The organism is Alistipes sp. An31A (assembly GCF_002159425.1).
Classification (GTDB): Bacteria; Bacteroidota; Bacteroidia; order Bacteroidales; family Rikenellaceae; genus Alistipes; species Alistipes excrementigallinarum.
This window is the reverse complement of the sequence record NZ_NFIO01000004.1, coordinates 192,185-206,498: the sequence shown is the minus strand read 5'-3', so window position 1 is coordinate 206,498 and position 14,314 is coordinate 192,185. Positions and strand designations below refer to the sequence as shown.

The 14,314-nt window shown below is 60.0% G+C and carries 9 protein-coding genes; 4 read left to right on the top strand and 5 right to left on the bottom strand.

Features of this window, described 5'->3' with window-relative positions; all coding sequences use genetic code 11:
- The 3 genes from B5F90_RS05905 to B5F90_RS05895 form a co-directional block, all read left to right on the top strand.
- Positions 1–642 (top strand): FimB/Mfa2 family fimbrial subunit (locus B5F90_RS05905; protein WP_087361884.1); only part of this gene is annotated, 642 nt, incomplete at its 5' end.
- 20 nt (positions 643–662) lie between these two features.
- Positions 663–2,258, top strand: a complete 1,596-nt coding sequence (locus B5F90_RS05900) for a fimbrillin family protein (RefSeq protein WP_087361883.1) — start codon at positions 663–665, stop codon at positions 2,256–2,258.
- A 22-nt stretch (positions 2,259–2,280) separates the two neighbouring features.
- Positions 2,281–4,089: a fimbrillin family protein gene (locus B5F90_RS05895; protein ID WP_087361868.1), complete on the top strand. Its 1,809-nt coding sequence runs from the start codon at positions 2,281–2,283 to the stop codon at positions 4,087–4,089.
- Positions 4,090–4,718: 629 nt separating this feature from the next.
- Here B5F90_RS05895 and B5F90_RS05890 read toward each other — a convergent pair.
- Genes B5F90_RS05890 through B5F90_RS05880 form a run of 3 tightly spaced genes read right to left on the bottom strand, consistent with a single transcriptional unit; the run spans position 4,719 to position 10,258 of the window.
- Positions 4,719–6,035, bottom strand: a complete 1,317-nt coding sequence (locus tag B5F90_RS05890) for a TolC family protein (protein WP_087361867.1) — start codon at positions 6,033–6,035, stop codon at positions 4,719–4,721.
- Between the two features lie 3 nt (positions 6,036–6,038).
- Entirely contained in the window at positions 6,039–9,194 is a 3,156-nt protein-coding gene (locus tag B5F90_RS05885) for an efflux RND transporter permease subunit (RefSeq protein ID WP_239307753.1), read from the bottom strand.
- Positions 9,194–10,258 (bottom strand): efflux RND transporter periplasmic adaptor subunit, encoded by a 1,065-nt coding sequence (locus B5F90_RS05880; RefSeq protein ID WP_087361881.1) that lies wholly within the window; start codon positions 10,256–10,258, stop codon positions 9,194–9,196. The genes B5F90_RS05885 and B5F90_RS05880 overlap by 1 nt, the downstream gene beginning before the upstream one ends.
- A 171-nt stretch (positions 10,259–10,429) precedes the next feature.
- Here B5F90_RS05880 and B5F90_RS05875 point away from each other — a divergent pair, with 171 nt between their 5' ends.
- Positions 10,430–11,356: a helix-turn-helix domain-containing protein gene (locus tag B5F90_RS05875; protein ID WP_087361866.1), complete on the top strand. Its 927-nt coding sequence runs from the start codon at positions 10,430–10,432 to the stop codon at positions 11,354–11,356.
- A 687-nt stretch (positions 11,357–12,043) separates the two neighbouring features.
- Here B5F90_RS05875 and B5F90_RS05870 read toward each other — a convergent pair.
- The gene (locus B5F90_RS05870) at positions 12,044–12,937 is read right to left on the bottom strand and encodes a carbohydrate kinase (RefSeq protein ID WP_087361865.1); all 894 of its coding nucleotides are present in this window, start codon (positions 12,935–12,937) and stop codon (positions 12,044–12,046) included.
- 22 nt (positions 12,938–12,959) lie between these two features.
- Entirely contained in the window at positions 12,960–14,138 is a 1,179-nt protein-coding gene (locus tag B5F90_RS05865) for an MFS transporter (protein WP_087361864.1), read from the bottom strand.
- Between the last annotated feature and the right edge of the window lie 176 nt (positions 14,139–14,314).

Here is a 14,314-nt window from a genome sequence, read left to right as displayed (position 1 = left end):
GGCAGCTACACCCTCGTGGCGTGGAACCCGGCCGAGGGCATCACCGTCAGCGGCACCACGGCCACCGTCGCCCCGGCCTCGGGCAGCCAGACGACGGGCACTTTCATCGACAACGCCCCGGGGTGGTTCTTCACCCATGCCGAACAGGTGTCGATTGAGAAGGACACCGACTACCCGTTTACCGCCGCCATGAAGCAGCAGGTACGCGAGCTGACGCTTGTCGTCGAGCCGACGGGTGATGCCGCCGGACGCATCACGGAGATTGTTGCCCATCTGACGGGTGCAGCCGGAACACTCGACTTCGCAACCGATACCTACGGAGCCGCTTCGAGCGTCGTGCTGCCCTTCACCAAGATTACCGAAGGTGACGATGCCGGGAAGTGGAAAGCCACGGTGCGGCTATTAGGTGTGACCGGCACGGAACAGCTGCTGACGGGTGAAATCCGCTATGCTGACGGCAACCCGACCCCCACCACGCTGGAGAGCGACCTTACGGAAGCCCTCGCGGCCTTCAACACCGCGAAGAGCGAACCGATGACCCTCGGCGGAACGCTGGAAACACCGGATGAAGTGGAAATCCAAGGGGCTACCATATCAGGTTGGGAAGAAATAGATAATGGTGAAGTAGACGCAGATTTGTAACTGATAAAATGACCGATATAATGAAGACAAGATTTTTTGCACTTGCAGCACTCGCCCTCTCACTGGCCGCCTGCACACAGGACGAACCGGCTGACGACAATCGTCTGCCCGAAGGTGAATATCCCGTAGTCATCCGTGCCACCGGACTGTCCGTAGAGGCAACGCCACAGGCAGCTCCATCCACCCGTGCCACCGTGGACGGCGACTGGCAGGGCGTACAGACCGTGGCACTCAAGATGGGCGACGCGGTAAAGGAATACACCGTAACGGCTACGGATGCCGACGGATACAAGAGCGCCACACTCTCACGCGCGGACGACCCGCACTACTGGACCAGCCGCGACCCGATTACCGTATCGGCATGGTGGCCCTTCGACAAGGCGGACATTACACGGATGCCTGCCGTGAAGGTGACCGGAGACCAGAGCACGCTGGCCGCGTTCCAAGGCAGCGACTTCATCTCCGCCATCGACCAAACGGTGGAATTTGACGACCCGAAACTCACCTTTACCCACCGCACGGCACGCATGGCCATCGAACTGAAACCCGGTACGGGATTCACGAGCGTGGACGGTGCCACGGTGAGCCTCGTGAGCCTGTCCACCGATAACGAAAACCCGACCGCCATCCAGACCTACCACGCAAGCGGCAACAGCTACGAGGCACTGACCGCCCCGCAGACCGTTGCGAAAGGCGAGCCGTTCATCCGCGTGGAACTTGGCGGCGGCAACTTCTACTTCCGCCCGCAGAACGACGTCGTGCTGGAGGCGGGCAACCGCTATACCTACACCGTCAAGGTGAACGCCACCGGCCTGACGCTGGAGGGCTGCACCATCGGCGGCTGGGAACCCGGCCAAGGCGAGAGCGGCGCAGCCGAGGATTTGGGCTACATCTACGACACCACCACCAAGACCTACACGGTCTATAACGCAGACGGCCTGCTGGCATGGGCGGAAGCCGCAAAGAGTGATCTCAGCTTCAACTGCACCCTGACTGCCGACATCGACCTGACGGGCAAGACATGGACGCCGATAGGTGATGGCGTCATGTCTAAATACGGTTACCAAGGCACCTTCGACGGACAGGGACACCGCATCACGGGGCTGGCCATCACTACGGACAATCCGCAGGGTGAGAGTGCTGCGTTGTTCGGCGGTATCGGCGGCAACGGCGAGGTGAAGAACCTGCAACTGGTGGATGTGGACTTCAACGTGATACAAAACGGTGTGGCCAGTGGCATAGCGATGTCCAACTACGGCACCATTACCGCCTGCTCCGTAACGGGAGATCTTTCTTCAACAGGAGGATATGTCGGCGGCATTGCGACTTCCAACATCGGTAGCATTATTGGCTGTTGGTTCGATGGAAATTTAACGTCAGGCCTTGGTAATGGCGGAATCGCTGGTCTCAACTATAGCACCATCACCGCCTGCTATTATGGTCAGAATGGGTATCCCGGAGTAGCAATTAACGATGGCACCGATGATACGCATCGAATAGACTCCGGCGACTCCTGGCAGCCAGCCGTCGATGGCATGAAGGCCGCCCTCACCGGCAACGACTACCAGTGGGCACTCGGCAAAGATGGTCTGCCCGTACTGCAAAAGAAACAATAACGAACCCTAAACAACACGCATCATGAAACGAACAACCATCCATATATCCGCAGCCCTCGCCCTGCTGCTCGGCCTTGCCGCCTGCACGCAGGACGAAGCGGGCTTCCTGCCGGAAGGAGCGGAAGGCACACCCATTGTCTTCACCGCCACGGGACTGAACCCCGACGCGACAGCCACCGCCGGTACCCGTGCCCCCGTGGACGGCAACTGGGAAGGGGTCTCTTTAGTGGGCGTCCTGATTGGCGGCACGGTGAAGGCATACAATGTGACGCCCTCCACCTCCGACAACACCAGCGCCACGCTGACCTCCACCGACCCGCACTACTGGACCAACCACAATAACATCACCGTCACGGCGTGGTGGCCCTACACCGCTGGCGAGACAACCCCGCCTGCCGTGAAGGTAGCTGCCGACCAAAGTGCCCGGAAAGACTTCGAGGGCAGCGACTTCATCGTAGCCGAGGAACAGACGGTGAGCTACGGCAACCCCACACTCCGCTTCACCCACCGCACGGCGCGGGTCACCGTCATCCTGACGGACTACACCGAGGAGCAGATGTTCGTGCGGCTGACAGGCCTCTCCACCGAGAATGGAAACCCGGCTGTAATCGCCCCGCATGACAAGGGCGGCGACACCTACACCGCGCTCGTAGCCCCGCAAACGGTGGCAGCGGGTACGGCCTTCATCACCTGCAAATTCACCAACGGCAAGGTCTTCGTCTACCGGATGCAGGGGGCTGCCGACTGGCAGGCGGGCGAGGAATATACCTACACCGTCTCCCTCGCTGCGGCAAAAGACCCGGGATACACCATAGAGGGCGACGGCAGCTACACCGTCACCACCGCCGATGGGCTGAAAAATGTAGCCAAGCTGGTGAACGAAGAGGGCAAGACCGACATCAACATCACCCTTGACACAGACCTCACCCTGACGGGAGAGTGGACGCCGATAGGCACTGAAAGCCAACCATACACCGGCACCTTCAACGGTAAAGATAAGACCATCACGGGGCTGACCGTCAACCAAGAAGGGACAAACTATGTAGGGCTGATTGGCTACCTCGGCTCCGGCGGCAAGGTGCAGAACGTGGTGCTGGAGGGCGTACAGATAACAAGCGACAACAGTTCGGGCTATGCCGGCGGCGTGGCAGGAGATAGCTGGGGTACCATTGAAAACTGCTCGGTGTCGGGCAGCGTCAGCGGCACAACGTTCGCAGGTGGCGTGGTGGGCTCTCAATGGGGCGGTTCCATCACCGGGTGCAACTCCTCGGCCACAGTGAAGGGCGTGATCTTTGCCGGCGGCATAGCGGGAGAAACGAATAGTGGGGCCTCCCTGACCGGCTGCTACGCCACGGGTGACGTGACCGTTGAAAATGACGGTACGAACAACTCCCATGCCGGCGGCGTGGTGGGATACAACGGAGGTGGCACCCTGACCGCCTGCTATGCCACGGGCAGCGTGACCGGTAGCGGAAGCGGCACCATCTATGTAGGCGGCGTAACGGGAAGCAACAATTTAGGCATCCTGACTGCCTGCTACCATGCCAAGGGAGATGTCAGCGGCCCGACCGGAACCACAGGCGGCGTGGCGGGAAGGAACTTCAAGGGCTCCATGTCTGGAGGCGGTATCATCACCGCCTGCTACTGGGGAGGCAACGGTCAGGAACAAGGCATCGGTGAAGACCAGGTAGGTACCGGCGGAACCACACAGGTGACGGACGGCCTCTGGCAGAATGCCCTTGCCCACATGAACGCCGCCCTGAGCGGTAAAGGCTGGCAGTACGAACTCAAAGACGGAAACAGCCTGCCTACCTTGAAGAAAGAACAGTAAACCGTCGGGCGGGAAAAGTTCCGCTTGAAACGGAAAATAACCGAAGTATAACCCCAATAAAGAAAGGAACTCCCATTCCGGGCGGGAGTATTGTGCCCGGTAACATCATACAGACACCGCAGCCCGCTACCGCAAGGTCAGTGGGCTGTATTTCTTACACCTGCGCACCAAGATAGCGGCAGTTGCTTTTTTCTGAAAAAACGATTACTTTTAGGTCGTAAAAGAGCACAAGGCAAGCAAGATGTAATTCGATGCGATTGTGAAGACACCTAAATCGGTGGACAACGTTTTGTAATTGCGTATCTTGCTGATAATCTTTCTGGTGTGGGCGAATGTTCATTTCCCCTACGCACCGCCAGAGAGGGGGCCGGAGAAGGAGAAGAGAAGGGCAGGAAGAAAGCCCGAAGTTCCGTAGAAACAGATGAAAGCCTTGTAAACTATCGTTTACAAGGCTTTTTTTATTTTAGGATTCTCTGCAAGAGAAAGCAAAAAACAACCGGGTGGGGAGTTTATCAAGGAGATATTCAGCACAATGCGTATCATCATGATTTGCGGCGTATGATGAGAAAGGGCATAAAAAGGCGTGGCCGGAATTCCGGCCACGCCCCTTAAACGCTCACCCTTTGCGATTACTCCAACGCTCCGGTGCTTCTGAGGTATTCGGTCTCGTAGATTCGGTACTGCGTCTGCGCCTCGATGAGATTGCTCTCGGCCTGCTGCCACTGCGACTGGGCATCGAGGAGGTCAGTCAGCGGTGCCATCTTCGCAGCATACCGGTTACGCATCACGCGCAGGTTCTCTTCGGCCTGCCGCAAGGCCAGTCCGGCCGTCTGAATCATCCGGTAACCGTCCTCGACGTTGCGGATTGCCTGCTCGACCTCGAGCGTCATCAGGCGCGTATTCTTCTGCAGGTCGAGCTGCGCGTTCTGCAGCTCGTAACGCGCCTTGCGAACCTTCTTGCGGCTCGCGCCCCAGTGGAAAATCGGAATCTTCACGGCCACCATCGCCATTCCCAGTCCGTCGCGAAACTCCTGCGTATAGGGAAGGTAGTTGCCGCCTCCGGCATCGACCATGCTATGCAGCTTGATGTTGCCGTAGTAGGTATAACCGAGCGAAAGCCCCGCCGTGGGGAGCATCGCCGAACGGGCATCGCGAATCTGCTGCTCGCCGATGGCCACCTGCTGTTCGAGCATCCGCAATTCGGGCCGGGCATCGAGCTCGGCCGACAGGAGACCGGGCGCCGACGGCTGGAAGAGCGTATCGGTCGGCACGGGACGCTGGTCGCTATCCACGCCAATCACCCGACACAACGACATGCGGCACAAGTCGGCTCCGTTGCGGGCCTTCTGGAGCTGGTAGTGGATTTCGCTGCGCTTGGCTTCGATGCGCAGCCGGTCGTTCTCGATGGCCATGCCGGTCTGGAAAGCCACCGATACCTGGTCATAGAGCGTATCCATCTGCGCGGCGTAGCTTTCGAGCATGCACACCTTGCGGTCGACGGCCACCAGTGTCCAGTAGGCGTTGTCGGCCTCGACCAGCACATCCATGCGCGTCATGCGCTGCTGCTCGCCGGCCACCTCTTCACCGATGCGCGCCATACGACGGGCGGCCGAAATCTTGCCGCCGGCATAGAGCGGCTGCGTGAGAGTGAGTCCCGCCATGTAGGTGCCGCGCATGCGCAGCTCCATGCCCATCATGTCGATATCAGGCATGACATAGGCACCCGTCGCCGAACCTTCGATTTTCGGAAGAGCGGCCGCCGAGGCGATGCGACGGTCCAGACGCGCCTGCTCGAGGCGGATATCGGCCTGCTGCAGCTCCTCGCTGTGGGCAAGCGCCCGTTCGCGGCACTCGGCCAGCGAGAGCGGCAGCAGCTGCTGGGCCCGCGTCGCAAGGACCGACAGCAGGGCTGCTCCCAGAAGTGCATATATGGGTTTGATTTTCATCTCTTAAGCGTTTTGAGGTTTGCGAATCCGGAACATGGCCGCATAGAAGAGCGGCAGCAGCACCAGCGTGATGATTGTACCGACCGTAAGGCCGCCCATGATGGTCAGGGCCATCGAGCCGTACATCGGGTCGCCGACCAGCGGTATCATTCCGACGATGGTCGTCAGTGAGGCCATCAGCACGGGCCGCACACGCGAGACGGTCGCCTCGATGACGGCCGTATAGGGCGACTGGTGCTCCTCGGTCTGCAGCCGGTTGATTTCGTCGACCAGCACGATGGCGTTCTTGACCATCATGCCGATGAGTCCCATCATGCCGATGATGGCCATGAAGGTGAGCGGCTGTCCCGTCAGGAGCAGCGAGGGGGTGATGCCGCAGAAGACAAACGGGAAGCAAAGGAGGATGAGCAGCACCTTGCGCCAGCTGTTGAACAGCGCCAGCAGGATGGCCAGAATCAGGAAGATGGTCAGCGGCAGGTACTTCATCAGATTGCCGATGGCCTCACCCTGCAGCTCGCCTTCGCCCACCCAGCGCATCGTATAACCGTCGGGCAGCGCGATGGCCTCGATTTCGGGACGGATGGACTCGACAACGCGGGCCGGCGTCGCCTCGTCGCAGTCGGGGTTGGGGTCACACTCCGCCTCGATAACCCTCCGTCCATTCATCCTCAGCACCACATCCTCGTCCCAGTCGAGGCGGATGTCGCGCACGGCATTTCCGAGCGGCATGGCGCGGAACATGCGCTCCTGCAGCTCGCTCATCCCGCGACCGCCGGCCAACGCACCCTGCAGCTCCTCGTTGCTCATACGCAGGTTCATCATGCTCCAGACGGGTATCTCGTCGAGGTTGCGGATGCGGCTGCCGTCGTCGTTGCGCACCTGGAGGTTCAACGTCACCATCCGCTCCTGGTCGTTCAGCACGCCGACCGGCATGCCGTCGGTGGCAGCCAGCAGGGCGTTGGCCACATCTCCACGGCCGATTCCGGCCCGCAGGGCATCCTGCTGGTTGAACTCGGCAACGAGCGCCTTGCCCTTCGGTTTCCAGTTGTTCTGCACGGAGTAGACATCGACATAGGGCGAGTGGCGCATGATGGCCTCGGCCTGCGCGCTCAGCTCGCGCAGCACGGCCGGGTCGGGACCCGCAAACTCCACCTCGACGGTATGCGACGTCGAAATCGAGAAGTTGTACTTGCGGATGCGGACATAGGCCTCGGGAAACTCCTCACGCAACTGCCGACGGATGTCGGGAATCGTCTTGAGAACGGTCTTGTAATCGGGGCAGTCGACAATCAGTTCACCGTAGCAGTCGCCGCCCGAGGTCATCGGACGCACCAGGCAATAGTGCGCCGGGGCGCTGCCCTGGCTGACAGCCACACGGTCGACGCCCGGATGGAGCCGCACGCTGTCGCTCATCTCGAGCAGACGGTCACGCACCCGGTCGGCATCCGTGGCCGAGGGGAAGAAGCACTCGACGACGAACTGCTTGTAGTCGAAGTCGGGGAAGAAGAGGTTCTTGACACGCGTCATGCCGAAGAGCGCAAGGGCCAGCACGGCAAAGGCCACAACAATCGTCGCCCGCTTGTACCCGATGAGGAAGGCGATTGTGCGGCGCACGAAGCGGTGGACCGGCGAGTTCATCACGGCCGGCTTCTGCGCTCCGGGCAGAGCTTTTTCGCGGGCCGGAAGCCACGACTTGGCACATACGGGCACCTGTACCAGCGCCAGCACCCAGCTGGCCAGCAGACTCACACACAGCACCAGAAAGAGGTCGCCGGCATATTCGCCCGCCGAATCGGGCGAGAGGTAGATGCCCAGAAAGGTCGAGGCGGCGATGACGGTCGCCCCGAGCAGCGGCAGGGCCGTATTGCGGCCGATGCGGTAGAGGTATGTTTTCGGGGAGAGGCCCCGCTTCTTGTCAATCAGGATGCCGTCCATAATCACCACGGCATTGTCGACCAACATGCCCATCGCCACGATGAAGGCACCGAGCGAGATGCGCTGCAGCGTCGTGCCGCACGTCAGCAGAATCGGGAATGAGACGGCCACCGTCAGCACCAGTCCGAACCCGATAATCAAACCGCTGCGGAATCCCATGGTGAAGATGAGCACCAGGATGACTATCACGACCGACTCCAGCAGGTTCCACATGAACGACGAGATGGCCTCCGAAACCTTGTCGGGCTGGAAGAAAATCTTCTCCGTACGGAAGCCGGCCGGAAGCTGCTTCATGGCCTCCTCGAGCCGTGCATCGACCGCCTTGCCCACATCCGGAACGATGGCCGAGGACTCCATGGCGATGCAAAGGGCCAGGGCGGGTTTTCCGTCCACGAAGAACCCGTTGCGCTGCGGTGAGGCGTAGCCCCGCTCGACACGGGCCACATCGCCGATGCGCATCTGACGGCTGTCCATCGTGCGGATTTCCAGATTGCGAATCTCCTCCACGTCGTCGGCCGCCGAATCGACATAGAGGGCGATGCGTTCGTCGCCGCTCAGATAGGCCCCGGCGTTGACCGTCTTGCCGGCCTGCTGCAGCGCCGAGGTTATCTGCGTCGGAATCACTCCGTTGCGCGCTATCTGCTCCTTCGAGAGGATGATGTTGATTACCTCGTCGCGGTTGCCGGCGATGTTAATCCGCTTGACGCCCTTCACGTCGAGCAGTTCACGCCGCAGATACTTGGCATAGCGGTACATCTCGGGATAGTCGTATCCGTCGGCCGTCAGCGCATAGAAGATGCCGTAGACATCCATCATGTCGTCGATGACCACCGGGTCGTAGCACCCCTGGGGCAGGCGCGACGCAACGTCGCTCACCTTGCGGCGCAGTAGGTCGAAGTGCTGCTCCAGGTCCCGGTTCAGCACCGTCATCTGGAACTCAACAGTCAGCAGCACCGAGCCGTTGCGGCACTCGCTCTTCACCTTCTTGACGTTGGGCAGCGCCCGCAGCTCGTCCTCCATCAGCTGGGCCACCTTCATCTCCACTTCGTGGGCGCTCGCTCCGGGGCAGGGAACCACGACCATCGCCTGCTTGACCGCCACGGCCGGGTCCTCGAGCTTGGGCATGTAGAGGAACGACAGCACTCCGGCGATGAGGATAGCTCCCACAAGCGACCAGAACAGCACCGGCCGCCGCATGAAAAATTCGGTCAGCTTCATCTTCATCACAACAGCCCTCCCACATTGGTTTGACTCGGCTCGGCCACCACACGGACCTTCTCGCCCTCTTCAAGAGCCGACACTCCGGCCCGAACAACCCATTCGCCGCCATCGAGCCCTCCGACAACGACGGCCCGGCCTTCAGCATCGGTATTGCCGAGCACAACGGCCCGGCGCCGCACGGTCGAATCGGCGCCGAAGACCCACACGCTGGGCGTCTCCCCCTCGAGGAAGATGCTCCCGAACGGGAGAGCGTAACCCTGCCGGCCCGTCGTATCGGCCACGCCAATGAGCACCTCGACATTCATGCCGGCCGTCAGCCGCCGGTCGGGCTGTCCCGCAAAGGCGAGCGTCACATGGTAGAGCTGGTTGCCGTCGGCCCGGGGCGGCATGCCCGAAAGGCGCATCGGCATCTCCCCGTCGATACCCGCCGCACGGCAGGCGAAGTGCGTAAAGCGGTCGCGGCGACGGTACTCGACGGGCGGAATGTCGACCTCGACCTCCATGCGCGAGACATCGAGCAGCAAGAAAAGCGCCGTCCCGGCATCGACCATCTCCGCCGGCGAGAAGTTCACCTTCTGGATATAGCCGTCGGTCGGAGCGTAGAGCTTCGTATAGTTGAGTTTGTTGCGGTTGGCCTGCAGCTGTACGCCCAGCTGCCGCAGCCCGGCGCTGGCCTTCTCGAAGTCATTGGCCGAGACGCTCTTCTGCTCGAAAAGCTGCTTCGTGCGTTCGACCTCATCCTTGAGCTGGTCGTACTGGATTTGCAACGCCTCGACCGCCAGCCGGTAGTCGGCGTCGTCGAGTTCGGCGAGCAGCTCTCCGCGCCGCACGTAGTCACCCTCCTCCACGTGAATCCGGGCAATCTGTCCGGCCGTCTTGAATCCCAGGTTCACCTCGTGGGCCGCACGGACGACGCCCGAAAAGGTGCGGATTGTTTCGCCGCCCAGAAGCTCGGGCCGCGTCAGGCTCACCCGCTGTACGTAGGGTTCGTTGGACGGACTCCCCGCACAGCCGCACGTCAGGGCTGCAACCAGTGCAAGCCCGACGCTCTTTACTGCTGTCTTCATTGCCATCATTTTTGAAATTTTCACCGGCAAAGTTCCAGATTTTTCCGTGAAGGCTTTTGTCACATGCTGCCGTCATGTTGTTCGAAAGGACGGCAAAACAGACCTTTTGAGTGAAAAACAACCGATTTTCCTGTTTGAATCCGTATATTTGTCGACATAAAGCGAACGACAATGGATGAACTCCGGGACTTCAATGCACTCAATCTGGCGATGATACCCTTCGACGAGCAGGACTGCATCGTCGACAATCAGTTCTTTCTGGCCGGCGATTTCGGCGAAGCGGGGCCTTCGCGCAATTATTCGAGCGACCCGTCGATGGTTCCCATACTCACGGCACCGTATCCCTTCAAGATTCAGGCAGCCATGATGCAGTTGTGTCTGGGCGGGAGGATGCGCGTGCGGCTAAACCTCAATGAATACGAGCTGCACCGCAACTCGCTGTTGATAGTCACTCCGGGGTCCATCGGCCAATGCCTCGACATTTCGGCCGACTACCGCATAGTGCTTATCGCCCTGTCGAACAGCTACATCATTTCGGAGCAGAACAGCGAAGGGGCGCTCATCGTGCGCAAGTTCCTTTCGCGGCAGTCGCTGCTCGAGCTCACCGAGGAGCAGACGTCCGAGATACTGGAACTCTGCCGGGCCCTGCGCAAAAAGCTCCGCCAGCCAGACTTCCGGTTCAAGCACGAGGTCCTGAAGGGCTACCTGCAGGTGCTCTACGGTGAAATCTGTCAGCTGATGGCCCCGCTGGTCGAGGAGCAGGACTCCCGACAGGGGTCGCGCAAAAGGCAGATTTTTGACCGTTTTCTCGAGGAGCTGCGGCAGCACTACGCCTCGCAGCGCAGCGTTCAGTTCTATGCCGACCGACTCTGCCTGACCCCGAAATACCTCTCGCAGGTGGTTTATGCCGTCAGCGGACGCCATGCCGGCGACTGGATTCGCGACTATGTGGTTCTCGAGGCCAAGGCGTTGCTGAAGAGCGGCCAATATACGGTTCAGCAGGTCGCCGACCTGCTGAATTTCGCCAATCAATCGTTTTTCGGGGTCTACTTCAAAAAGGCGGTCGGCTGTTCGCCGACTGCCTACAAGGAGATGTAGGTCTACACGTTCCTGCCGATGATTGCGGGGACAATGTTACCTGCCGGATACTCGGGGGAGGGTAGAGTACGGTCGGATGAGAATCACATTCCCGGCCGTTCCGGTCCCCGGCGGCTGTCTCTTTCGGCCACTCGCCACCTTGGCATGTACACTAAACGTGTTCCGAATGGAAAAACCAGGATGCGTATATATTCCGACCAATCCAAGTTTTCGTGCCGTCCGGAATTGAAATACAGGAGCGAAGACCGCCACATCGAATACAAAGAACGACTCTGCAAGCCATCACTCTTCGCGCCATGCATACAACCGTTCGGAGGTGGCAAGGAGATGAATCTCTTTCCAGGCACGTAATCGAGATTTTCGCATCCAAACCTTGGAACCGATTGCGCGCCGTAACAGGCCACGCCTCAAAAGCAGGTCTGAGGCGTAGCCATCGAAGGCATTATTCAGTTCCCGGCAGTCAACCGGCAGCCGGATGAGCAATGCCCGCTACCGCATGGCCTGGAGCGGCATCGGGACGCTTTATTCGGCGCGTACTTCAAGCGTCCTGTCGGCCTGAGGCGGAAGAAGGGTCCCGAAGAGCCCTCTTCCCGGAGCATTCCATCGCGGCGCGGTCCCAAAAACAATCGGTCGGGAGACGATACTCCCGACCGATTGCCGCATAAAAGAATCACATCCGTGCCGCAGCTACTGCAGCTGTCCCGTCAACTGCGGAGGCAGCACCGGCATGGCACCCTTCTGGGTGCAGACATAGGCGGAGGTCTGGACCGCAAGGGCATGCGCCTCGGCGACGCTCTTGCCCTTCAGGATTGACGAGATGAAGGCAGCGGTGAAGCTGTCGCCGGCACCCACCGTATCGGCCACCTCCACCTTGGGGGTGGGCAGGAACGAGATGTTGCCCGGCGTGAAGACGTAGCTGCCGTTGATTCCGCAGGTGAGAATCAGCATCTTCAGATTGTACTTTCCCAGGAGAATCCAGCACTTGTCCTGAAGGTCGATGCCCGGATAGCCGAACATGCGGCTTACCTGAATCAACTCTTCGTCGTTTATCTTCAGGATGTTGCAGCGCTTCATCGAGTTGCAGAGAATCTCCTTGTTGTAGAAGCCCTGACGCAGGTTGACATCGAAGACTACCAGCGTCTCGTCATTCTCGGGCATGGCATCCAGGAAGCTGCCGATGGTGTTGCGCGACACCACGCTGCGCTGGGCCAGCGAGCCGAAGCAGACCGCCTTCGTCCGGCGGGCGAGCGCCTCGAGCGCAGGAGTGTAGGGGATGTTGTCCCACGCCACATTCTCCTTGATTTCATATTGGGGAACCCCCGCCTGGTCGATGCTCACCTGCACGGTTCCCGTGGCATAGGGCACCGTGGCAATGTGGCAGTTGAGCCCCTTCGAGGTAAAGTTATCCAGAATCTCCTTTCCCAGCGCATCCTCACCCACGGCGCTCACCACGCAACTCGGCAATCCGAACTGGGAGACATGATAGGCGAAATTGGCCGGTGCGCCGCCAATCTTTTTCCCTTCGGGGAGCATGTCCCACAGGACTTCGCCCATTCCTACGACAACATCATTTGCGGTCATTGAATCAGTATTTTAGATTGAACTATATCTTTTTGATTTTCAACGTATAGTAAAGAAGGTAGAGCACTCCAACGGTCATGACGGCAACGGCGCCAATCTGTCCGACGGCATCGGCCGCGTAGCCCATCGCCAGCGGGAAGACCGTACCGCCGAAGAGGCCCATAATCATGAGGCCCGACACCTCGTTCTTCTTGTCCGAGGCATAGACGAGCGCCTGCGAGAAGATGACCGAGAAGATGTTCGAGTTGCCGAATCCAATCAGTCCGATGCCCGTGTAGAGTGGTGCAAGGGTGTCGCACAGAGCCAGCAGGCTCATGCCGACGAGCATCATCAGCACGCTGATGGCGAAGAAGAGCTTCGGCGAGATGGCGCGCAGGATGAATGCCCCGAGGAAGCAGCCGATGGTACGGAAGATGAAGTAGATTCCGGTGGCAAATCCGGCATCCTCGAGCGGAAGACCCAGCCGTTCGATGATGATTTTGGGAGCGGTGGTGTTGGTTCCCACGTCGATTCCGACATGGCACATGATTCCGAGGAAGGAGAGCAGGATGAAGGGCCTGCCGAGCTGCTTGAGGCACTGGCCGATGCTCGACGCCGCAACGGGGCGGTCTTCTTCGATGGACGTAGCGGCCAGCAGCGAGATGGCCAGCAACGAGATGACGGCATAGATGACGAACAGCACCCGCCAGCCCAGGCCGAAGACGGGGAGGAGGGTAGTGGCGCCCCACGCCGCAATAATCGGAGCCAGGAACGAGGCGATGGCCTTGACGAACTGGCCGAAGGTGAGGGTCGAAGCCAGCCGGTCGCTGCTTATAAGGTTCGTAACCAGCGGATTGAGCGACGTCTGCATGATGGCGTTTCCGATGCCGAGCAGCGAGAACGAAGCCAGCATAATCAGATAGCTGTCACCGAAGGTCGGGATGAAGAGCGATACGGCCGTGACCACGAGGCTGATGAGCACCGTGTTTTTCCGTCCGATTTTATTCATCAGCATGCCCGTCGGCACGGAGAAAATCAGGAACCAGAAGAAGACAAGCGAGGGAAAGAGATTCGCCTGTGCATCGGTCAGCCCGAGGTCCTGCTGCACGTAGTTCGAGGCCGTGCCCACGAGGTCGACAAACCCCATGGCAAAGAAGCAGAGCATCACCGGGATAATCCGGAGCAAAAACGATTTGCGGCGGGTGATAAGCGATTGTGACATGGTCAGGTATTATTTAGGTTAGACTTCAAGCAGGGGACATACGCACAGATTCCGCATCGTCGGAACGCCCCTGCAGCGGCAACTGCAGGCGGCAGGCCTCGCCCGTCGTCCGGAAAGGGGCATGGCCCGCAATCGGGCGTCGCAACCCGACACCGCACCTCACGGAGGCCGATGCC